Origin of the sequence: Metallosphaera tengchongensis (genome assembly GCF_013343295.1) — an archaeon.
Classification (GTDB): Archaea; Thermoproteota; Thermoprotei_A; order Sulfolobales; family Sulfolobaceae; genus Metallosphaera; species Metallosphaera tengchongensis.
This window is the reverse complement of record NZ_CP049074.1, coordinates 535158-555010: the sequence shown is the minus strand read 5'-3', so window position 1 is coordinate 555010 and position 19853 is coordinate 535158. Positions and strand designations below refer to the sequence as shown.

Annotated in this window: 26 protein-coding genes; 21 read left to right on the top strand and 5 right to left on the bottom strand. The window is 48.6% G+C overall.

Translation table 11 applies throughout. From position 1 onward, the window contains the following. From GWK48_RS02855 to GWK48_RS02820, 8 genes are read left to right on the top strand one after another with little or no spacing between them, the layout of a single operon-like run. A complete protein-coding gene (locus tag GWK48_RS02855) occupies window positions 1-330 on the top strand; it encodes a hypothetical protein (RefSeq protein ID WP_174629407.1) in 330 nt (109 codons plus the stop codon). Next, window positions 327-1361 (top strand): chorismate mutase, encoded by a 1035-nt coding sequence (locus GWK48_RS02850; RefSeq protein ID WP_174629405.1) that lies wholly within the window; start codon window positions 327-329, stop codon window positions 1359-1361. Before GWK48_RS02855 ends, GWK48_RS02850 begins: the two co-directional genes overlap by 4 nt. Beyond that, entirely contained in the window at window positions 1358-2350 is a 993-nt protein-coding gene (aroF, locus tag GWK48_RS02845) for a 3-deoxy-7-phosphoheptulonate synthase (RefSeq protein WP_174629403.1), read from the top strand. The genes GWK48_RS02850 and aroF overlap by 4 nt, the downstream gene beginning before the upstream one ends. After that, the gene (gene aroB / locus GWK48_RS02840; RefSeq protein ID WP_174629400.1) at window positions 2347-3393 is read left to right on the top strand and encodes a 3-dehydroquinate synthase; all 1047 of its coding nucleotides are present in this window, start codon (window positions 2347-2349) and stop codon (window positions 3391-3393) included. Before aroF ends, aroB begins: the two co-directional genes overlap by 4 nt. Next, window positions 3390-4172, top strand: a complete 783-nt coding sequence (locus tag GWK48_RS02835) for a shikimate dehydrogenase family protein (RefSeq protein ID WP_246263882.1) — start codon at window positions 3390-3392, stop codon at window positions 4170-4172. Before aroB ends, GWK48_RS02835 begins: the two co-directional genes overlap by 4 nt. Beyond that, window positions 4150-5319 carry a chorismate synthase gene (gene aroC / locus GWK48_RS02830; RefSeq protein ID WP_174629398.1) on the top strand — a complete coding sequence of 390 codons (1170 nt, stop codon included), beginning with the start codon at window positions 4150-4152 and terminating at the stop codon, window positions 5317-5319. The genes GWK48_RS02835 and aroC overlap by 23 nt, the downstream gene beginning before the upstream one ends. Continuing rightward, window positions 5292-6071, top strand: a complete 780-nt coding sequence (locus tag GWK48_RS02825; protein WP_174629388.1) for a shikimate kinase — start codon at window positions 5292-5294, stop codon at window positions 6069-6071. The genes aroC and GWK48_RS02825 overlap by 28 nt, the downstream gene beginning before the upstream one ends. After that, on the top strand, window positions 6055-7233 hold the full coding sequence (locus GWK48_RS02820; RefSeq protein WP_174629386.1) for a 3-phosphoshikimate 1-carboxyvinyltransferase: 1179 nt from the start codon (window positions 6055-6057) through the stop codon (window positions 7231-7233). The genes GWK48_RS02825 and GWK48_RS02820 overlap by 17 nt, the downstream gene beginning before the upstream one ends. Window positions 7234-7354: 121 nt before the next feature. On the opposite strand, the gene GWK48_RS02815 is transcribed toward GWK48_RS02820, so the two are convergent. Continuing rightward, a complete protein-coding gene (locus GWK48_RS02815) occupies window positions 7355-7978 on the bottom strand; it encodes a type I 3-dehydroquinate dehydratase (RefSeq protein ID WP_246263881.1) in 624 nt (207 codons plus the stop codon). A gap of 384 nt (window positions 7979-8362) precedes the next feature. After that, the gene (locus GWK48_RS02810) at window positions 8363-8692 is read right to left on the bottom strand and encodes a Rieske (2Fe-2S) protein (RefSeq protein WP_174629383.1); all 330 of its coding nucleotides are present in this window, start codon (window positions 8690-8692) and stop codon (window positions 8363-8365) included. A 151-nt stretch (window positions 8693-8843) separates the two neighbouring features. Between GWK48_RS02810 and GWK48_RS02805 the strand changes: the two genes are divergently transcribed. The 13 genes from GWK48_RS02805 (at window position 8844) to GWK48_RS11655 (ending at window position 17686) form a co-directional block, all read left to right on the top strand. Further along, complete coding sequence (locus GWK48_RS02805) at window positions 8844-9131, top strand: hypothetical protein (RefSeq protein ID WP_174629381.1); 288 nt, start codon at window positions 8844-8846, stop codon at window positions 9129-9131. Further along, entirely contained in the window at window positions 9122-10744 is a 1623-nt protein-coding gene (locus GWK48_RS02800) for a helicase C-terminal domain-containing protein (protein WP_174629378.1), read from the top strand. Before GWK48_RS02805 ends, GWK48_RS02800 begins: the two co-directional genes overlap by 10 nt. Further along, window positions 10745-11512 (top strand): thioredoxin family protein, encoded by a 768-nt coding sequence (locus GWK48_RS02795; protein WP_174629376.1) that lies wholly within the window; start codon window positions 10745-10747, stop codon window positions 11510-11512. Between the two features lie 193 nt (window positions 11513-11705). Then, on the top strand, window positions 11706-12233 hold the full coding sequence (locus GWK48_RS02790; protein WP_174629374.1) for a 50S ribosomal protein L16: 528 nt from the start codon (window positions 11706-11708) through the stop codon (window positions 12231-12233). Beyond that, a complete protein-coding gene (dph2, locus tag GWK48_RS02785) occupies window positions 12230-13228 on the top strand; it encodes a diphthamide biosynthesis enzyme Dph2 (protein WP_174629372.1) in 999 nt (332 codons plus the stop codon). Before GWK48_RS02790 ends, dph2 begins: the two co-directional genes overlap by 4 nt. A 2-nt stretch (window positions 13229-13230) precedes the next feature. Beyond that, window positions 13231-13806, top strand: a complete 576-nt coding sequence (locus tag GWK48_RS02780) for an exosome complex RNA-binding protein Csl4 (RefSeq protein ID WP_174629370.1) — start codon at window positions 13231-13233, stop codon at window positions 13804-13806. Next, window positions 13790-14062, top strand: coding sequence for a DNA-directed RNA polymerase subunit L (locus GWK48_RS02775; protein WP_174629368.1), 273 nt, complete (start codon window positions 13790-13792; stop codon window positions 14060-14062). The genes GWK48_RS02780 and GWK48_RS02775 overlap by 17 nt, the downstream gene beginning before the upstream one ends. Next, entirely contained in the window at window positions 14059-14298 is a 240-nt protein-coding gene (locus GWK48_RS02770; RefSeq protein WP_174629366.1) for a hypothetical protein, read from the top strand. Before GWK48_RS02775 ends, GWK48_RS02770 begins: the two co-directional genes overlap by 4 nt. 306 nt (window positions 14299-14604) lie before the next feature. Further along, window positions 14605-14934: a transcription factor S gene (locus GWK48_RS02765; protein WP_174629364.1), complete on the top strand. Its 330-nt coding sequence runs from the start codon at window positions 14605-14607 to the stop codon at window positions 14932-14934. Between the two features lie 357 nt (window positions 14935-15291). Further along, complete coding sequence (locus tag GWK48_RS02760; RefSeq protein ID WP_174629362.1) at window positions 15292-15951, top strand: DUF72 domain-containing protein; 660 nt, start codon at window positions 15292-15294, stop codon at window positions 15949-15951. Between the two features lie 237 nt (window positions 15952-16188). Further along, window positions 16189-16314, top strand: coding sequence for a hypothetical protein (locus GWK48_RS11660; protein WP_281359997.1), 126 nt, complete (start codon window positions 16189-16191; stop codon window positions 16312-16314). A gap of 428 nt (window positions 16315-16742) precedes the next feature. Continuing rightward, entirely contained in the window at window positions 16743-17477 is a 735-nt protein-coding gene (locus tag GWK48_RS02755) for a glycosyltransferase (RefSeq protein WP_174629360.1), read from the top strand. 74 nt (window positions 17478-17551) lie between these two features. Beyond that, window positions 17552-17686: a hypothetical protein gene (locus tag GWK48_RS11655; RefSeq protein WP_281359996.1), complete on the top strand. Its 135-nt coding sequence runs from the start codon at window positions 17552-17554 to the stop codon at window positions 17684-17686. 94 nt (window positions 17687-17780) lie between these two features. Here GWK48_RS11655 and GWK48_RS02750 read toward each other — a convergent pair whose 3' ends face one another. The 3 genes from GWK48_RS02750 to GWK48_RS02740 are packed head-to-tail and all read right to left on the bottom strand — an operon-like array spanning window position 17781 to window position 19847. Beyond that, complete coding sequence (locus tag GWK48_RS02750; protein ID WP_174629358.1) at window positions 17781-18305, bottom strand: hypothetical protein; 525 nt, start codon at window positions 18303-18305, stop codon at window positions 17781-17783. Beyond that, the gene (locus GWK48_RS02745; protein ID WP_246263880.1) at window positions 18302-19042 is read right to left on the bottom strand and encodes a hypothetical protein; all 741 of its coding nucleotides are present in this window, start codon (window positions 19040-19042) and stop codon (window positions 18302-18304) included. The genes GWK48_RS02750 and GWK48_RS02745 overlap by 4 nt, the downstream gene beginning before the upstream one ends. Next, window positions 19011-19847, bottom strand: coding sequence for an ABC transporter ATP-binding protein (locus GWK48_RS02740; RefSeq protein WP_174629356.1), 837 nt, complete (start codon window positions 19845-19847; stop codon window positions 19011-19013). The genes GWK48_RS02745 and GWK48_RS02740 overlap by 32 nt, the downstream gene beginning before the upstream one ends. Between the last annotated feature and the right edge of the window lie 6 nt (window positions 19848-19853).

Sequence of the window (19853 nt, the reverse complement as noted above, 5' to 3'; positions counted from 1 at the left end):
ATGGAAACGCCCTCTGGGGAATTGGATCTCACGGATTTATTCAGCCTCCACGTCTTGGAACCAGAGGGTGGGAAGCAAGGATTTAACGAGCTGGTTGCTGTGAGGATGGATGGGGGATTTGAGATCTGGAACCGTGGGAACATCAACTACTCCGATGGGGAGAATCTAGACTGCAATTCCACCTTCAGGAAACCTAGGGGGAGGTCTGAGCTGGATAATTTGAAAACTAGGAAATTTCCCACGGATAGAAGTTCTCCTTTATGTCCGAGGGCGGAATGGACTAAAAGAATAATCTCCAAAGGTAACCAAGGAGGTTCAGGGCAGGGATGACGGAACTTGATAGGCTTAGGGCAGAGATAGATAAGGTAGATGAGGAGCTGTTCAAACTGTTCTTCAGAAGGTTGGAACTAGTCTCAGAGGTGGGTAAGTTCAAGAAGGCTAAAGGTCTCCCAGTCACCGACCAAAGGAGAGAGGACGAGGTCAGGGAGAAATGGAGGGGAATGGCAAGGAGGTATGGCATACCTGAAGTTCTGGCCGACAACCTTCTGTCAACCATCTTCACCGTAGCTAAGATGAGGGAGTTGGGACCATCTGAGAGGAGGAAAGTTACCATAGTCGGATACGGGGGCATGGCTAGATCCCTTGCGTCGCTCTTTAAGCTAGCAGGCCACGAAGTTGTAATCACTGGTAGGAACCTTGAGAAGTCTGAGAAGTTGGCGAAGGAGTTCGGCTTCACCACCATGCCGGTCCCCCACGCGTTACAGTGGGGCGAAATGATCTTACTAGCGCTTCCGCCAGAGGGGGTGTTCTCTGACAGCATGTCCAAGTACCTTCACGCGGCATCCGGGAAGACAGTCATGGACATCCTTTCCAGCAAGCAGAGCTCTTTTAGGGAACTGGAGAGAACCTCCGAGAGGGAGAAGTTCAGATTCGTTTCTACTCATCCCCTCTTTGGGCCTTACCTAAATCCGGTTGGGGAGAAGATAGCATTAATACCCTCCTCCACGTCTGGGGACATCCAAGATGTGCACAAGTTCTGGACTGACGTGGGTCTCTCCGTCGTGGTAACTGACCTAGATACTCATGAGAGGGCAATGGCCCTAGTCCAGGTGCTCCCGCATTTCTACATGATTGGGCTTTCCAGGAGCCTTGAATTACTCTCCAGGGAGATGAACGTAGACTTCAGCAACTTTGAAACTACTAACTTCAGGGAGGTTCACAGGATAGCTAAAAGGGTGAGGGAACTGGAGGGCGTGATCATGGAGATACAGAGGTTGAACCCTTACGCCAAGGAAGCCAGGAGGATAGGACTTAGAGAGTTAAATACCCTTTTCTCTACTTTTGAACAGGAAAAGAAATGATCTTGTTCATTCTAAGGGGTACGGATACATCATCCCTAAAGGAGAAGCTCGAGTCAAGCTCGGCCTCCTTCAAGTTCCTCAACCTCTACGGGAAGCAATTGGCACTTGCATATCCAGACTCTGAGGTGGAGGGAATCAAAGACGACTCGGTTGAGTTAATGGTAAAGACAAAGAAGTCCTACGTTTTAGCTGGTAACGAGTGGAAGAAGGACCCTACCCTGGTCAAGGTCAAGGACGTTGAAGTTGGAGGAAACAAGGTGGTAGTAGCTGCGGGCCCATGTGCCGTAGAGTCTGAGGAACAGACCCTGACTGTAGCTAGGGCAGTCAAGAGGGCTGGTGCCTCCCTACTTAGGGGAGGGGCTTACAAACCTAGGACAAGCCCATACTCCTTCCAGGGTTTAGGAGAAGAGGGGCTCAAAATATTGAGGAGAGCAAGTGAGGAGACTGGACTTCCTGTAGTCTCCGAGATACTTGATGCTAGGGACAGGGACGCCTTCGTGAAGTTCGCCGACATGATCCAGATAGGTGCTCGGAACTCGCAGAACTTCACCTTGCTCAGGGAGGCTGGGAAAATGGGTAAACCGGTCCTCCTAAAGAGAGGACTTGGCAACACCGTGGAGGAGCTCATACAGTCTGCTGAGTATATCCTAATGGAAGGGAACGGTAACGTGGTGCTCTGCGAGAGGGGAATTAGAACCTTCGAGAAGTCCACTAGGTTTACCCTGGATTTGGGGGGAATGGTGGCAGGGAAGCTAATGACACACCTCCCCTTCTGCGCAGACCCAAGCCACCCTGCAGGGAAGAGGGAACTAGTCCACTCACTGGCATTGGCCTCAGTTGCTGCAGGAGCGGACATGATTCTAATAGAGGTACACCCAAAACCTGAGGTCGCGCTGAGCGACTCAGAGCAACAGCTAACTCCAGACTCGTTCCAGCTCCTCATGGAGAGGATAAAGGCTTTGGCGTCAGTTCTAGGTAGGTCTGCATGATGGAGTTCTCTCAACAGGTCTGCTGTTCTGAGGTGAAAGTCAAGGTAGGGAGAGGAGTAGTTAAGGAGATAGAGTCGCTTCCTGGAAGGAAGTGCATTGTCCACCCGAAATCCATTAAGCCTGAGTTGAAGGCTGACCTTGAGGTGGAAATTGAGGACGGCGAATCTGGTAAGGACATTAAGAACGCCATGAGGATAGTCGACGAACTCCTCGAAGCCGAGTTCACAAGGGGGGACTACCTGGTCGCCATTGGAGGGGGTACCGTACTTGACGTAGCCGGGTTCTCGGCTTCCATCTTCATGAGGGGTCTAAACTTGGTCAACGTACCCACCACCCTCTTGGGGATGGTTGACGCGGGGATAGGAGGTAAAACAGGCGTAAATTACGGGATGGCGAAGAACATGTTGGGCACTTTTTATCAGCCTTCCCTAATACTGGAGGACATCTCTTTCCTGGACACTTTGCCTGAAGAGGAGATAAGAAAGGGGATGGCGGAGGTCATAAAGTACGGTCTGGTCCTGGATAAGGAGCTTTACGACTTCCTCTCCTTAAACTATTCCTCCATACTGAGGAAGGAGCAGAACTCCCTCGAGAGGGTTATACATTTGTCAGCTCTAAATAAGCTTAAGGTCGTCGCAGAGGACGAGAGGGAAACTAAGGGTATTAGGGTAGTACTTAACTTTGGACATACCGTAGGACACGCAATAGAAGCCGGATCCAACTTCCAGATCCCACACGGGTTAGCCATCTCAGTGGGGATGGTTTGTGAGGCGAAGATAGCTGAGGAGATGGGTTACGCGGAGGAGGGGGTAGTGGAGGACGTTATCTGGCTCCTTCAGCTCTTTAACTTACCTATTTCCCCAGACCAACTTAAGGGACTAGATAAGGAGCAGGCTGTTAAGTCCCTTTCCAAGGACAAGAAGAGGAGAGGAGAGGACATCCTTATGCCCTTTCCCACAAGGATAGGGAGCTGGAGAGGGGTAAAGATCCCCCTTGAGACCCTAAGGGGGTTCGTAGTGCAGTGCTTGGGTGATGGGACGTGAACTGCACCTCCATATCGTACGAAACCAAATTACTGGGGGTTCTAGGAGAGAAGATAAGTTATTCCCTGTCTCCTCTAATTCACAATTACTCTTTCGAGAGGTTAGGACTCAACGCCCTCTACGTCATATTCGACCTGGGTAGGGAAAAGTTCCAGAGGGCTTTGCCAGGTCTGCTAGAGTTGACCTACGGACTAAACGTCACTATACCCTACAAGGAGTCCGTGATACCCTACCTTGACTCTCTCTCTCCCGAGGCTGAGAGGATAGGTGCAGTGAACACGGTTTTCCAAGGAAGGGGCTACAACACGGACTATCTCGCAGTAAAGTCACTCGTGGGAGAAAAGTATGGTAAGGCTTTGATACTCGGTGCAGGCGGAGCGGCTAAGGCAGCGTCCTTTGCCCTAGCGGAGATGGGCAGTCGGATTCTGATAAGGAACAGAACTAGGGAGAGGAGCCAGGAGCTTGTCGACAGGTTAGCTAGGTACAGTTTAGAAGCTGAAGTGACTGATGACTGCAGGGACGACTACGACATCGTGGTTAACACAATCCCTGATCCCTACTCAGTCCCTCTGGAGTGTGTTAAGGGGAAAGTCGCTATCGAGTTCGTGTACAAGGACACCCCCTTCCTCAAGCTGGCTAAGGAAAGGGGACTGAGGACTGTTACGGGACTGGAAATCTTAGTGAGGCAAGCAATGGAGGCTGAAAAAATTTGGTTTGGGAAGAGCTTAGATGACCTACAGGTGGTGAATTTCCTAAATGCCAGGCAACTCGTTCGGTAAAGTTTTGTCCATAACTACCTTTGGGGAGAGTCACGGACCTGCAGTGGGGGTGGTAGTTGACGGAGTCCCTGCAGGACTTAAGCTCTCCCAAGAGGACATAGAATTCGAGCTCTCCTTCAGGAGGCCAGGGAGACTTTACGTCTCAGGCAGGAGGGAGAAGGACGTTCCGGAGATACTCAGCGGGATTTACGATGGGAGAACCACAGGATCCCCAATAGCCATTGTAGTTAGGAACACTGACGTCATTTCATCCTTTTACGAGGAAGTGAGGTTTAAACCGAGACCTGGACACGCAGATCTACCCTTCATTATGAGGTACGGCTTTGAGAACTGGGATTACAGAGGAGGGGGTAGATCCAGTGCAAGGGAAACTGTAGGTAGAGTCGCAGCTGGTGCCATAGCTAAAAAACTTCTAATGTACCACGATACTTGGATAGCGGGTAGGCTCAAGAGTCTGGGCCCCCTGGAGTCTAAACCTGCTGACTTTCGTAGCGTCCTCTGCTCAAAGTACAGTCCAGTTAGGGCCTCAGACAAGGAAAGCGAAGCTAGATTCCAGGACCTAGTGAAGCAAGCGACCGTAGAGGGCGACAGCTACGGTGGAGTAGCAGAGGTTATTGCTAGGAATCCTCCCCCAGGTCTGGGGGAACCGACGTTCGATAAGATTAAGGCTGACCTTGCCAAGGCAATCCTATCCATTCCGGCTGTGACTGGCTTCGAATACGGGTTGGGCTTTCAAGCGTCTAGGATGAAGGGGAGTGAAGCCAACGACGCCATAGTGAAGAAGGGGGAGAGACTGGGTTGGAAGGATAACAAGTCTGGAGGCATCCTAGGCGGTATAACTACCGGAGAGGACATAGTGATAAGGTGCTCATTCAAGCCAACAAGCTCCATAAGGAAACCACAAGGCACTGTGGACTTAAGGACAGGCAATCCCTCAGAGATCTCAGTCCTAGGGAGGCATGATCCCGCAGTGGCGATACGCGGGGTTTCGGTGGTTGAGTCCATGATGGCGCTAACGTTAGCTGACCACTCCCTGAGATCCGGTGTCATCCCTACAGTTAGACTGGAGAAAAGCCAGGCAGAAATAATAGAGGACAGGTGGAGGAGGTACATGGAAGAATGCAGGCCTACGGAGGAATCTCAGTAGTCAATGCCCTACCCTCATGGTATGGATCCTCCATGGCGGTCAACCTTAAGGTAGTCGTGGAGGTCTCGGAGGGTAAAAACGAGGAGAATGACGTCCTGGTCAGGGAGATCCTGGACTATTTCAGAGGGCTCGGGATAGACAACTTACGGGTGGAGATTAAGTCCGAGATACCCAGGAGTAGCGGTCTGAAGAGTAGTAGCGCGGTCTCGTGTGCGCTGATAGGTGAAATAGCCAAGAAGTTTGACCTAGAACTGGACGTGCCCAAACTTTCAGCTATCCTTTCCCTCAAGGCTGGGGTCTCCTACACCGGAGCTCTAGACGACTCTGTGGCCTCATTTTACGGAGGGATTTCCTTCACCTATAACAAGGAATTTAGAGTGATAAGGAAGGATAGGGCTCCTGAGGATTTCATAATACTCGTACTGGCCAGGGAAGGTAAAGGGACTATAGACCTGAATAAATTGAGGAAGTTTAGAGTCCTCTTCAAGGAGATATTTGAAATGGCTTTATCAGGTAGAGTTGTTGAAGCTATGAAGATGAACGGAATAGCAGTAGCTGAGATACTGGGTTTCCCATCGGAACCAATAGAGGAAAGCCTAAGGAGGGGTGCTTTAGCCTCTGGAATTTCTGGGAACGGCCCCTCCTACTTCGCTGTGGTCAAGGAAGGAGAAGAGGGCCCAGTTCAGGAGACCCTGGAGAGATACGGAAGAGTCATGAAGGTGAGGCCGATAAATCTTGATAGTAGAAATTGAGCCCTCTGTCATAAGGGGCGAGGTGGAAGCTCCACCCTCCAAGAGCTACGGCATAAGGTACGTCCTGCTCTCGCTCCTAACTGAGGTCAGACTGGAGAACGTTCCGGAGTCGGATGACGTTAAGGTCGCCCTCAATGTGGTTAGGGGAATAAGGGAGGGAAGGGAGGAACTCCACCTCGGAGGCTCTGCAACTACCTTGAGAATGATCATCCCAATACTCCTAACCCTCGGAAGGAAGGTTAAGTTGGACGGTGACGAAACCTTAAGGAGGAGACCGCTCAACGCCCTAAGGTACATGAGGAAGGCTAAGTTTTCCTCCAACTCCCTGCCTTTAGTAGTGGAGGGTCAGCTGGAGGACGAGACGGAAATCGAAGGTTGGGAGAGCAGTCAGTACATCTCGGGGCTCATTTACGCATATTGTCTCAAGGGGGGAGGGAGAATCAGGATTATACCCCCAATTTCCTCCAAGGGCTACATACACATGACCGCCGAAGTCATAAATATGGTAGGTGGGAAGGTTAGGTTCGAAGGGAACGTCGTAGAGGTCCAATGCTCCCAGCTCGGTAAGTTCCAGGGGAAAGTCCCGGGGGACTACGCCTTAGCATCCTTTTACGCCAACGGTGCGATCCTTACAGGAGGCAAAATTAAAATAACTAACCTTTATCCCACGCCCAACTACTTTGGAGACCACGTGATAGTGAATCTCCTTAAGGAGAGCGGAGCCCGAAGCGAGGTGGTGGAAGGAACGTGGGAGGTGGAGGACACCGGAGTTCACAACCCTCTCAAAGTCTCGGTCAATGATGTTCCAGACCTAGCGCCATCCCTTGCTGTGATCATGGCTATTTCGCCCAACGAGTCCGTGATTGAGGACGTCCAGAGGCTCAGAACCAAGGAGAGCGACAGGGTGGAGACAATAACCCTAACATTGAGGAGCTTTGGGGTAACCACCCAAGTCCAAGACGGGAAAATAAGGATAATTGGAGGAAGGTTAAGGAGAGGGGAAGTGGATTGTCCCAAGGACCACAGGATCGCCATGATGGCAGGGGACTTAGCCCTCAATGCGGGAGGAAAGGTGTTGAGTGCTGAATGCGTAAAGAAGAGCAACCCAAAGTTTTGGGATAGCCTAGCTAAGGTAGGGGCGTTGATCAAAGTTACGCCCTAAAGTCCACCAGGAGGGTTTTGCGGTTACGCTAATGTGGTGAAAGGGAGTAGTTCCTCGAACCCAGTGAAGCCCGATGGCCATGGATTACACAAAGCACTATGAAACCCTGCGAAGTTCAACCTCATTTACCATTTTCAAACAAGAAGTCCAGGAGCCTCTTAGCCTCCTTGTAGTTCATCTGACCTTGAGCAGTGGGGGCTTCAACGTAGGTGTACAGTAACTTAGAGCCCAGGAGGGCGAAGGCGAGCCTTTCCATAGGTTTAACGTTCATGGGCATAAAGGTCGCGTTAGGTTTTTCAGAAATATATGCTAAAGTTTCCCTGTATCCGGGAAGATTAGAGACGGCTACCTTGACCGTATATGCTTGCTTAAACCTTGAGAAGATCTGGTCCACCTCCTCTTTATCAGGCAACCTGGAGAAATAATGAGCTGAGACTACTTGTCCTTCGTAAGGAACTTTCCTCTTCCTCAGGAAGGACTCCTCCACATCATACATCACGCCGAGGTCAAAGAGCTTCTTGAGGAACGCCTCCTTCTCGTCGTGATCAATATTCCCCACGCCCCCCTCATTCCTGTCCCTCAAGGTCACTATGACTTTCCCTTTGAGGTATGCCAACTCCGTTGGTTCCACCCTTTCCCTTAGGTAGTCCAGACGTAGCTCTACAAAATCGGCATCGACGTCCTGGACTTTCTTTAGGTCTTCCCTCCTCAAGATAGGGAGTGACGCTACTATTAGAGGTCTCAAGATGGTACCAAGTTTATTAACAAGTTTATATCTGTTATTCACTTCCAGGTAGCCAGTCTGGTCTTCTAGGGCAAGTAAAAGGCTACTTAAAACCTCCTTTAATGACTACCCATCTCTGGCGAACTCCATGAAGATGAGGATTGAGACCACCTCTTTAGTAACGTCAGAGGAGAGCGTCCTTACCGTCTTAAGACTACCTAATAGCTAAGGACAGAGGAAGTTAACGAGTAGTAACCTGAAGAAAGGGGAGTGACACACGGAACCTCTACAAAAACCCTCACAGAGCTGGATGTCAGAAGTAAACCTAACCAATGACCCCAAACAAGGATCCCTATCCTACACGTCACTTAATACGTCTAAGAAGACAGGATAGACCCCATGCGCTCATTTATGCTGACGGTCGCTTACCCCCTCCCTTGGGGTGAGGACTAGATCCTCACCTTCGACCCTGACATCGTAAACCCTTATTGCCCTCTTAGACGCACCCTTTAATGGTCTCCCGTCTATTACGGAAAAGTGACTGAAGTGACACTGACATACCAACTCTTCCCTTATCAAAACTCCGTATTTGCTCAGGTCACACCCCAGATGAGGACATTTGTTATCAAAAGCTAGGTATCTAGACCCCCCGAGGAATATCAACAGAATCTCCTTACCTTCATCCACCACTTTTCTCTTCTCCCCTACCTTCATCTCAGGCCTCTTAATTATCACGTGAACATGATTGTTCTATATCTAAATAAAATTAGCACAGATCCCTGATTATTATTAACTTAATAATTCACTTATATGGTCACTATTCCGTTAAGTCCTTAACAGATTATTTTATAATGTTAAAACGCTATACTACATTAAGGTGCGTGAAATGATAAGTTATAATGAAGCCCTCAGAACCAAGGTTGATTACAGGATAGTAGAGATAGCCCAGAGCTCTCCAAGTACTGAGATAAAGGCTATACTTGTCCTGGATACCTCCCCATCAGATGACGTTTTAAAGGAAATCTCCCAAGTGAAGATCGAGAACGTCTTCAGTTTCATGTTGACCATCAAAGTCAGAGGAAAAGCTAGCGACGTTGCGAGGTTGGGTGAGAAGTCCTTCATAAGATATATAATGTTAGACGAAGTTATCTCAAGGACTCAGGATTGGAGCTAAGGGACTGGCAACACTCGCTAAAGGATAAGGTAGTTAAGGCCCTGAATGAAGGCCAGTTAGTGGCCTTACAGTCGCCTACAGGGAGCGGAAAAACGCTTTTTTCGTTGGTCTCAGCCCTAGAAGTGAGGGATAAGGTTCTTTTCGCAGTTAGGACTCTTAACGAGTTTTACCCCATTTACAGGGAAGCAGTGAGATTAGGCAAGACTTTCTCCTTCATCGTGGGGAAGTCCAAGGCATGTCTCTATACCGAGGAAGGGGTAGACCCAGAGGACGTGAAGTGTTCCCTATGCATGACCTCCTCCCCTGGGCTAGTGCAGGCTAGAGGGCCACCGTTTTCAGTCCTAAGAGACTTAAAAGAGAGAGGTAAACTGGATGGGTTCTGTCCCTACTTCACCCTAATGGAGGAGATGCCAAAGGCAGATGTGGTCGCGTTGACGTACCCCTACTTGTTCATCCCGTGGATGAGGGAATCCCTTGGTATAGACCTCGAGTCCTACGTCATCGTTGTGGACGAAGCGCATAACCTGGACAACTTAAACGAGATCGAGGAGAGGAGGCTTACCGAGCAGACCATCGAGCTTGCTGTTAGACAGGCTAAGAACGAAGCTACCAAGGAGATCCTGTTCAGGCTTAAGGAAGGACTTAGGAAGGTCGTCCTAGATGAAGAGAAGTACGTCTTGGTCAAGGACTTTCCAAGGCCTACGGACGAGGAGCTTAAGCTCCTAAAGGAGGAATACGAGGAGAGAAGGAGGGAGATGATACTAAACAAGTCCATTAAGCGACTTCACTTAGGCTCAGTCATTAAGTTCTACTTAGGGAACGAAGACCCTGTGTTCTCCTACAAGGGGGGCTTAATCAGGAAGCCCGTCACCCCAACGCAGTACGTGTCAGTGTTGAACGAGAATATTCCAGTTATAATCATGTCTGGGACTATGCAACCCAAGGACTACCTATCTAAAGTCCTAGGCATCTCTAGGGAAATCTTATACATCGACGTGGAGAAGGAGACCAAGAGCAGGGTGACCGGGACATACGACTGTGTTCTGGCCCTAGACGTGACCTCCTCCTACTCCTCCAGGGGACAGGAGATGTGGAAGAAGTACGCGAGTTACCTATTGAGGATATACTACTCTTCCCCAAAGAACGTGCTAGCCATATTCCCAAGCTACAAGATCATGGAGGAGGTCATGAAGCACGTTAAGGTGAGCAAGTTCGTCGAGGGGATTAGTACAAACTTAGAAGAAGTAACGGAGAGGGTAAGGGGTGGAAAGACCATCATCGCAGGGGTAGCCAGAGGGAAACTGACGGAAGGTGTGGAGCTCACGATAGACGGAAGGAGTGTGATCGGCGACGTGGCCATTTGCGGGATCCCATATCCCTCCTTTGATGATTACTTGAGGCTCAGGAGTGAGGAGATCTTTAAGCTCACGAAACAGAGCCTTAGAGACGTCCTCATGGAGATCCCGGCGCTCGTAGCGGTAAAACAGGCTATAGGAAGGTCTATAAGGAGCAGGGAGGACCACGCAACGGTCTGGCTGCTGGACAAGAGGTTCGATACCCCGTGGTGGAAGTTAAAGATAAATTGCTTCAACCCTAAGAAAACAAGACTATAAATGGAAGTGGAGATATTTACCCATAGGAACTGTACCGAGTGCAACCTACTCATGGAGTACCTAGATCAGAGGGGTCTGCTTGGAAAAGTCAAGATCATAGACACGGAGAGGTACCCCTTCCTCGCGTTGGAGAGGGGCGTCATCTCAACTCCATCAGTCTTCATAGACGGGAAGCTAGTTTACGCAGGTAAAGTGGACTTTCAGGAGTTCGAGGATATACTCCACGGCAATGGCGTGGAAAGGCATTTCAACAAGGAGGAGCTCATTGGGAAATTAATGGAAGGAATAGTGGACTCCTTTGCAGCTACCGCTTGGCTCTTCGTGAACAGGGACTTTGACTCCTTCCTTGCCCAAAAGGACTTCGTCATTGCTGTGACCGGTCTGGCCTTGACAGGAGGAGAAGAGGAAGGCTATCAATACCTGAAGAATGTCCTCTCCAAGGAAGGGGAGAGGATCCTTCAGGAGTGGGAACCCAGGATGTTCAGGAATATCTCTTCCAACTTCGTGAGGGAGATATACTGGCTATACGGTAGGAAAGTCCCCAAGGAAGAGGTCTTCTCGAAGTATCCTCTGGAAGTCTTCGCCCACTGGGTTATGGTGAGGGGTGGTGCAGTCGGAAGGGTAGGGCTGAGGATACACTCCCTTAGCGAAGCTGAAGTGATGGCGAGGATAGCCAAGCTTTACGCTTTCCTTGAAGATAATTACGACGCCCTCTGGGATAAGGTGGAAAAGGAACAAAAGTCCCTAGGTAAATACGTGAAAGCTTAAGGAAGATAGTCACAGGGTAACGTTTACCTCAGGGTTCAGCTTAGACCCTTCACTTACCCTGGTTTCCGTGACAGTTATCTAGAACACTGTCCCACAGACGAGATGGACTAGCTCATCTAGGGGTAAGGTTACCCCTTCCACCAGAGAGTCGACAAACCATAGAGTTAAATACCACACGAGGCTACTTTAAACCATGCCACTTAGACCAGGAAGATGCTATAGGCACTTTTCAGGTCCTGCCTATACCAGAAAGGAGTATATCCCGGGCGTTCCACAGCCCAAAATAACCAAGTTCACCATGGGCGACCACAAGAAACAGTACGACTTTGAGGTCAGGTTAGTCACAAAGCAGATAGGCCAGATAAGGCATAACGCTCTGGAAGCTGCTAGGGTCATTGCTCTGAAACAGCTAACTTCATTTGTAGGGAACGAGACCGACTTCTACCTTTTCGTAACCAAATACCCGCATCACGTAATAAGGGAGAACAAAATGATGGCTTTCGCGGGAGCGGACAGGCTTCAGGACGGGATGAGGCTATCTTTCGGTAAGCCCATAGGGACAGCTGCCAGGATAACTAAGCTTGGAGACATGATTATGGCTGTGAGGGTCAAGAAGGAGCACCTCGATTTCGCAAAGAAGGCCTTCAAGGTCGCCATGAGCAAGATCCCGTTGGATACCGAGATTGTGGTACTTCCTCTTAAGGAGGAAAAAACTCAGTGAGTTACTTTTTTGATGAGGAATACCTAAAGTCTGAACTAATAAGGAGAAAGGTCAAGAGAGTTCTCCTGCAATTCCCTGAAGGGTTAAGATACTTTTCGACCGAAATTGTGGAAAGGTTAAGGTCAGTCCCAGACGTGGAGTTCATCATCTCTGGGGAGCCCAGTTGGGGGGCGTGCGATATCGCTGAGGATGAGGCAAGTCTACTGAAGGTTGACCTAATAGTCCACTTCGGTCACTCCCCCTATACTTGGTACTATCCCAAGTTCCCAACCCTGTTCGTCAAGGCCGAGAGTAAACTGGAACTGAGTCAGGAAGTCCTAGAGAGGCTTGCCGCTTCCCTGAATGACCTAAAGGTAAAGAGGGTAGCCCTCACGTCCACAGTGCAACACGGAAAGCTCATCCCAGTAATAAGGGACTTCCTTACTGGGAAAGGTTTTGAGATACTTGTTGGGAAGCCTTCCTCCCCTTTCATGGGCGACGGGCAGGTCTTGGGGTGTGACTACAAGTCGGCTATGGTGGACGCTGACGTCCACGTCAACGTTTCAGGGGGGGTCTTTCACTCCCTGGGTCTAGGATTGGCGACCGGGAAGCCAGTGATCAAGGTAGACCCCTACACAGGATCCGTTGAGGACATTTCGCCCCAGGTCTTCAAGGTCTTGAAGATTAGGTACTCTAAGATAATGGAGGCAATGGACTCAAACACGTGGGTCATAATTCAGGGACTGAAGGTAGGGCAGAACAGGCCCTTAATGGTAAAGTCCCTAGAGTCGAGGCTTAGGTCCTTGGGGAAGAGGACCTTCGTGGTCACCAGTAAGGTGCTCACCAAGGACTCCCTCCGCAACCTAGACAGAAGTTACATAGACGCATTTGTAGTTACCTCCTGCCCTAGGCTACCGACTGATGACCTCTACTCATACGAAAAACCTGTCCTAACGCCTGGGGAAGCGAAAATGATTATAACCAATAAGCTTGAACCATATATATTTCCGTGGTGAAAATGAGAAAGCAAGGAGAACTAGTCCTCCCTGGAGAACAACTGGGTGTTCTAGAGGAGTTCACGCCTGGTGAAGGGTGTTACGAAAATCAAGGTGAAGTGAGGGCTTCAATAGTGGGTAAGCTGTTCTACGATATGATAAACAGGAAGAGCAACGTTATACCTGAAAGGAAGACCTTCGTCTACAAGTTGAAGAAAACCAAGTACGTTTACGGCATGGTCTCCAACCTGAAGGAAGATTACGCCGTGATCTCCGTGAGCGGAGTTGAGGAGAGGTTCGTAAGCCCCTCCATTACGGGTTACCTACACGTATCCCAAGCCTCCCACAAGCACGCCAAGAACATAAGGGATTTGGTCAGACCAGGTGACGTAATTAGGGCTAGACCCATATCCTTCACCTATCCCCTTCAGCTCAGTCTAAGGGGGAAGGATCTGGGGGTTATTTACGCCCTCTGCTCAGTGTGCGGAACCCCCATGCTTAAAGTAGACGATGAACATTTAAAGTGCCCTTTGTGTGGTAATGTGGAGAGTAGAAAAGTCGGTCCTTATTCGGTGAGGGGAAATGGAAATCGCAGTTGAAAAGGAGTCCCAGGACTACTTAGAGCTAAGGATCATGGGGGAGGACCACACCCTGGGGAACCTCCTAGCCAACAGGCTTAGGCAAGTGAAGGGAGTGCTGTTAGCTACTTACTTTCTACCGCACCCATTAAAGGACGAGATAATCTTAAGGATCTCTACGGACGGCTCAATTTCCCCAAAGGAGGCAATTAACAAGGCAATCGAGGACGTAATAAGCTTAGGGAACTCCTTCATTAAGGACCTGGAGAAGATTTGAAACAGACCAGGACTGCAATACTCCTTCCTACAGGGGAGGTCTGCGTCTTTAGGGGTAACCTTCTTGAGCACCTCTTCCTGTCTTTGAAGGAGTTCGAGGAGAGCAGGGTAAAGATGGAAGTAAATTTCAGTAACTTTCACGTGGGGAGAGGTTACCAGGGCGCCTTGGTGGAGGAGTGTGGAAGGATAGTCCAGATGATAAAGAGGAGTTTAGATAAACCCATAGATAAGCCGTAGTCGACAGTTTCCGTGAGACCGTTATGTCTATATGATCTGGATTGCTAAGGACTTTGTACCTAAAGAAGTCTTGCCCAGACCTGGCCCATGTATATTATCGTTATGTTAACTGTGGTTATGAGGACAGGGACGTCACCGCAGTTATGAACCTGTATGGGAGGGTTCTCTGAGCCTCTCGACTATCCCCCCAGATGAGGGATGTAAACCGGACAGATGAGGGGAGCCCTCGCCATGGCGGGGAGGACGTCAACCTCAAAAGATCCAAAAAGTTAAAAAAAGATGACAACGTAGTATGATTGACTCACCTTGAAGTTTTGCCCTAAATGTAAATCCATGATGACTCCAAGGAAAGTTAACGGTAAGTCCGTTTACAGATGCATCAAGTGCGGATATGAAGAGGAGGCAGTTAAATCGGACGTGATTTCGTCTAAAATAAAGCATTCGGAACACGAAAGAATGATTGTGATTGAGACGGAAATGCCAACAGGGACGCAAAGAATGAAGGGGGTAGTATGTCCAAATTGCAAGAACGATGAGGTCTATTTCTGGATGTTACAGACCAGGGCTGCAGATGAACCTCCAACTAGGTTCTACAAGTGCACAAGTTGCGGTAAGGTATGGAGGGAGTATGAGTAATAGGGATAGTGTCCTAGACATGCCCAAAGTGTGAAGGTATGACACCTCATCACGAATAATTTCCTTGGTGCTATACGTTAGTTATAAACGATGGGAAACCCTGCATTTATGGCGGGGAGGAGGTCATAGCCTATCCTTAACCACCACAAGGGGATCTAGTCACCGAGTTGACCTTAGGCACGAAGAAGTAGTTATTCCAACTTTACCAGCTGTTCCTAGATAGCATACATAACCAAATGGTACACAAGTAAGGCGAAGTGGTAATGAAAGGCTAGGGTGGGAACGTCTCAGGAGATCCCTGCAAAAGAACGAACTCAAGACAAGAGGAATTTAACCCTTGTAAAGAAGATGAAATTCATGGAAATCTATGTAGGTACGTCCGGATGGTCCTACAGCTGGAACAAGGGTAGGAACTTATCTTGGTATGAAGAGAACACGGGTTTCAATGCGGTAGAACTTAACTTCAGTTTCTATCGTGTCCCGACTAAAAGGCAAGTGGATGAATGGAAACAACACAAAATAAGGTGGTCAATTAAGGTCCACAGGTCCATCACTCATGTGGAGAGGCTTAGTAGTCTTGATGCTTGGCATCAGTTCAAGGAAAGCGTTGAAGGGCTGAACCCTGACTTCTACCTCTTCCAGCTTCCTCCTTCCTTTAAGCTAAACCAGGAAAACATGGACAGAGTGATCAAGTTTGAACATGAGGTAGGGAGGAAAATGGCTATTGAGTTCAGAGACACTGAGTGGTACAAGGCAAATCTACACCTAGAATCCACTCAGGTGTCTATCGACTCGCCTATCGGGGTCATCATTGCCATGAGTTCCGACACTGTATATCTCCGGATGCACGGAAGAGGAGACTGGTACCTTTACAATTACCGGGATGAAGATTTGAGGGAAGACGTCATGAAAATAGTGGAACTGAGCCCCAAAAGGGTCTACGTTTTCTTCAATAACGACCAATGGATGCTTGAGAACGGAAGAAAGATGATGGAGATCTTGAAACACTACGCGTAGAATTCGTATAAATTTCCACAAACTGGTCTTGACAGCTCAAGGAGGTTCGCTCGTGGTTTCCCAGTTGGTGACGAAACCTTTTTGGGTCTGAGTTAATGGGTTCATAAGACTTCAGGACTAGCCCTCGTCAGAGCAAGGGACTTTGCTCTTTTCAACCCTCTGGTGTATCCTTGCCGTGGTAAGCAGTTTCAGTGAGAGTATTAAGTTTATATAACTCCGTACTAATATTTTTGTAAAATGCCGGATGTGGGTATGTATCCCGAAAGGCTTGCATATGGACAGCCCAAGATGTTCGGGTTCCCCCACTTAAACGGTACCCCATCTAAGTGGGTTGGGGTTAGCCCTTGGGGCGGAGGAGGTTGAAGGAAGACCCGCCCGACTCCCGTGACAAGGGTTGAGGGTTGATGTCAAGTTATATGAGATCCGATGAAACCCAAACCCCTTTCTACTGACTTCCTCCACGTACTAAGGGGTGAGGCCTTTAACCGTTTCGTAATTGCGTGGGTTGCTTCCGAAAACCATTCATTATTCGACTATACTGTTCAATTGTGCCCTTCAGAGGTCAAACCTTGTTTCGCGACAAGTGGACATTGCATGATCACTAAAGCGCGAGACCATGTACTAGATAATACTAGATATTTGCACAAGCGCAAGACCAACAAGCCTTAGTTCCCTGGAAAGCCTCTAGCCTTACCTTTATGGCATAGGAGGGATCTATAGCTACAGAATAATTTGAATCAACACCATTTCTACCTAGTAAACATTAAATATTAGTAAATATTAGAGATAACATGCTTTCAATAGTTATCCCAGCATACAATGAGGAGAAAAGGATCGGAAGAACGTTGCAGACTTTAACGAGTTTCTTTAAGAACCACCAGATTATAGTCGTATTTGATGGGAACGATAGGACCCCGGAGATCGTAAGTAGATTTCCGGTGGACCTTTACGTGAGCAGTTCCAGGCTCGGGAAAGGAGGGGCATTGAGAGAGGGAATAAAGAGAAGCAAGGGCGACATAATCATTTTATTGGACGCAGACCTTCCTGTTCAGGTTGAATCGTTATTTAACGTAATAAAGAAATTAGAGCAAGCTGATCTAGTAATAACCACTAGAGTATTTAACACCCTTCCCGTATCTAGAGGTCTCCTACACAGAGCGTTTATTTTAACAACCAAGTTATTCTTTCCGTCCCTGGGCCAGATCAGGGATTTTCAAGCCGGATTGAAGGTGATGAAAAGGGACAAGGTGGCTCAAGTCATGGATGACCTGATTATGAACGACTGGATATTTGACGTGAATTTGGTCTATTCCTTTTTGAGGATGGGGTTTAAGGTCGTGGAAGTGGAGATCCCATGGAGCCATATGGAGGAGGGTAGTAAGGTATCAAGAAAAATAGCCAAGGTATCTCTCATGATGCTTCTTTCCCTGATTAAACTCAGAACTTTCTATTCACCCTTTAGGGGCGTACTTAGGTCAAGAATTTATCTTCAGATGGAGAAAACAATAATTCAGCTACTGAGATAAGGTTTATAAACGAAGGGAAACCTCGCCTTTTAAGCCGGGTAGTATTTTAAGAACCTCTCTCTACATACCCTTCTTTGTGGCGCTCCCTTCTGGTCAACTCCATAAAGATGAGGGCCGGAGTCGATTTCTACCTCAATACCAAGGGGATAATGAAGAAAGCAATAAAGAAAACCGTAAACGTGTTGAAGAAGCTCCTTCCTCCCTCGTAACGTCAAATGGAGTAACTCTCGCGGGGGGAGTAAGGCTCAAGACCTCAGCGGAACCCTAGCCCTTCTGGAGTGGGAGAAAGTCAGATAGACTGCCCTAATGTTTTAATACCTTCTCTCCTGATAGGAGGATTCCACCCACAATGAGAGCTCCAACCCCAACTCCTCCCACCAGTTCTGGGTTTACCACTAACCTCATCCTGTAAATGTCAATCTTAACGTAAATGGGAACATTGACCTTTCCTGATACCTTCTCCACGGTCTGGTTCACTACCTTCTGTACGGTGACGTTACCGCACTTAAGCTGTTCAGTTTGGTTAACTACCTTGCTCACTACCTCTGCGTAAGTTTCACTGTAAGGTATCAAGGTCCAGTTCCCTTGGGAGAGGGGCAAGACAAGTGGTAGGGGTTCCACGCTCCCCACACCGTTGTGTATTACTTCGACGTAAACTGTGACATTACTGGCATTTTCCTCTACCTGGATCTCTCCCTGGGCAGTAGAAGGTACAAGGATGCTGAAAGGCTTTACCAAAACCTGATTCATTGTCACGTGTTGGGTTATCGACACAGCGCTAAGGCTAAGCAACGCTATGCCCAAGGCTATGATCAAGCTTCCCCTCATAGTTCCAACCTCCTAAACATCATAAAGTCGACCAAAAGGAACAAAGTCCCAAGGATCCCGTCGACCAACAACCCTGTCACTATCTCAGGGACCAGGTCTTTACCAAGGGAGTTGGCTATCCACAAGACAAAAGGGTTGGAAAAGGACAGGGCGTAGAGACCTGTTGTTGCACCCTGCAATAGCTGATAATAGAGGATAGCCCCTCCAAATACGAACACCCCACCTAGGATGAACATCGCGAGCAGGGTGGAGACCCCAGGGCTTCTAAAAAGGAGAGTGAGGAAAAACACCAAGTTCTCGGAGAAGAAGTACCCAACCACAAAGGTAACCAAGAGGAGCGATGGTACCCCTATTCCGGACAGATACGAGTAGAGGAACTCGGTGAGGACCCAGATGGCCAACGGTACAAAGTTATCTGTTACGTAGACGAATAGGAAGAGGAGCTCCCTCTTTACGGGCATGGTAAGGAAAGAGATGATGCTACCCCTATATAGGTGATCTCCCGTTACGAATACCAAATTCCTCAACCCAATAGCGAAAGCCAAGGTCTCGGAGACGCTGATCACGGGGACGAAACTAAGCACTATCCCTAAAGGCTGAAACCCGGACCTTTCGTAAAACGCTGTGAGGAATATGTTGGACACAAGCATGGTAGGCAGGACAAGCTCTAGGGTTGGCTCCCTGTACCTTTCTTTGAAAATAACCCTAAATACCTGAAAATTTCTTGAAAGCCTCATCGAGGGAATACCTCCTTAAGCTAATTATCTTTATCCCTTCACCGTCCAGTTTATTAACGATCTCCCTTAAGTCACCCCTAACCTTGATGTACCCGCCCTCCATTTCCCCATTGAGGATAGTGATAGCCCTCTCCGGGTCGTCCACAAGGAGGTAAATCTCCTCCCCTGCATTCATTGCCTCGTTTATCCTTCCAGAAAAGGTTACCTTCCCTTGGGATATGAAAACCACGTGAGTTACAACCTTCTCCAGTTCGGATAGGATATGGGAGGATATGAAGAGGGTAACTCCCCTCTTCGAGAGCCTCCTCACAAGGTCGTAGAACTCCGACCGTGCTTTGGGGTCTAGGTTAGCTGTGGGCTCGTCTGCTACAATGAGCTCAGGTTCCTTCAGTAGAGCTGAAGCCAATTGAACCCTCTGGGCTAACCCAGAGGAGAGCTGGCCTAACCTTTTATTGAGGTGCTGTTCTAGTCCAAACTCCTGTATAATGTCCCTGGGGTCTTTACCGTATATCCTCCCCAAGTCCTTGAGATATTCCACCACCCTTACCTCTTGCGGGTGGTAAATGGATGTAAAGATCACGGCCATCCTTTCGTAAATCCTGGGGTTGTCCCAAGGGTCCTCGCCTAAAACTTCAATTTTACCTGAGGTCTTCCTCAAGAGGCCAGAGATGACCTTAATAGTAGTGGTCTTTCCAGCCCCGTTGGGACCAATGAAACCCGTGACGGATCTAGGCTCGACCCTAAAGCTAAGGTTAATGACCTCCCTCCCACCTAAAACCTTGGTTAATCCCTCTGCAAGGATCATGCGAGG

Bases quoted from the DNA above. Each gene is read 5' to 3' on its own strand.
- GWK48_RS02790 (WP_174629374.1), top strand. From the start codon at position 11,706: ATGCCACTTAGACCAGGAAGATGCTATAGGCACTTTTCAGGTCCTGCC.
- GWK48_RS02795 (WP_174629376.1), top strand. From the start codon at position 10,745: ATGGAAGTGGAGATATTTACCCATAGGAACTGTACCGAGTGCAACCTA.
- GWK48_RS02760 (WP_174629362.1), top strand. From the start codon at position 15,292: ATGGAAATCTATGTAGGTACGTCCGGATGGTCCTACAGCTGGAACAAG.
- GWK48_RS02755 (WP_174629360.1), top strand. From the start codon at position 16,743: ATGCTTTCAATAGTTATCCCAGCATACAATGAGGAGAAAAGGATCGGA.
- aroC (WP_174629398.1), top strand. From the start codon at position 4,150: ATGCCAGGCAACTCGTTCGGTAAAGTTTTGTCCATAACTACCTTTGGG.
- GWK48_RS02825 (WP_174629388.1), top strand. From the start codon at position 5,292: ATGCAGGCCTACGGAGGAATCTCAGTAGTCAATGCCCTACCCTCATGG.
- GWK48_RS02775 (WP_174629368.1), top strand. From the start codon at position 13,790: ATGGAAATCGCAGTTGAAAAGGAGTCCCAGGACTACTTAGAGCTAAGG.
- GWK48_RS02805 (WP_174629381.1), top strand. From the start codon at position 8,844: ATGATAAGTTATAATGAAGCCCTCAGAACCAAGGTTGATTACAGGATA.
- GWK48_RS02780 (WP_174629370.1), top strand. From the start codon at position 13,231: ATGAGAAAGCAAGGAGAACTAGTCCTCCCTGGAGAACAACTGGGTGTT.
- GWK48_RS11660 (WP_281359997.1), top strand. From the start codon at position 16,189: ATGCCGGATGTGGGTATGTATCCCGAAAGGCTTGCATATGGACAGCCC.
- GWK48_RS02740 (WP_174629356.1), bottom strand. From the start codon at position 19,847: ATGATCCTTGCAGAGGGATTAACCAAGGTTTTAGGTGGGAGGGAGGTC.
- aroB (WP_174629400.1), top strand. From the start codon at position 2,347: ATGATGGAGTTCTCTCAACAGGTCTGCTGTTCTGAGGTGAAAGTCAAG.
- GWK48_RS02745 (WP_246263880.1), bottom strand. From the start codon at position 19,042: ATGAGGCTTTCAAGAAATTTTCAGGTATTTAGGGTTATTTTCAAAGAA.
- GWK48_RS02855 (WP_174629407.1), top strand. From the start codon at position 1: ATGGAAACGCCCTCTGGGGAATTGGATCTCACGGATTTATTCAGCCTC.
- aroF (WP_174629403.1), top strand. From the start codon at position 1,358: ATGATCTTGTTCATTCTAAGGGGTACGGATACATCATCCCTAAAGGAG.
- GWK48_RS02850 (WP_174629405.1), top strand. From the start codon at position 327: ATGACGGAACTTGATAGGCTTAGGGCAGAGATAGATAAGGTAGATGAG.
- GWK48_RS02750 (WP_174629358.1), bottom strand. From the start codon at position 18,305: ATGAGGGGAAGCTTGATCATAGCCTTGGGCATAGCGTTGCTTAGCCTT.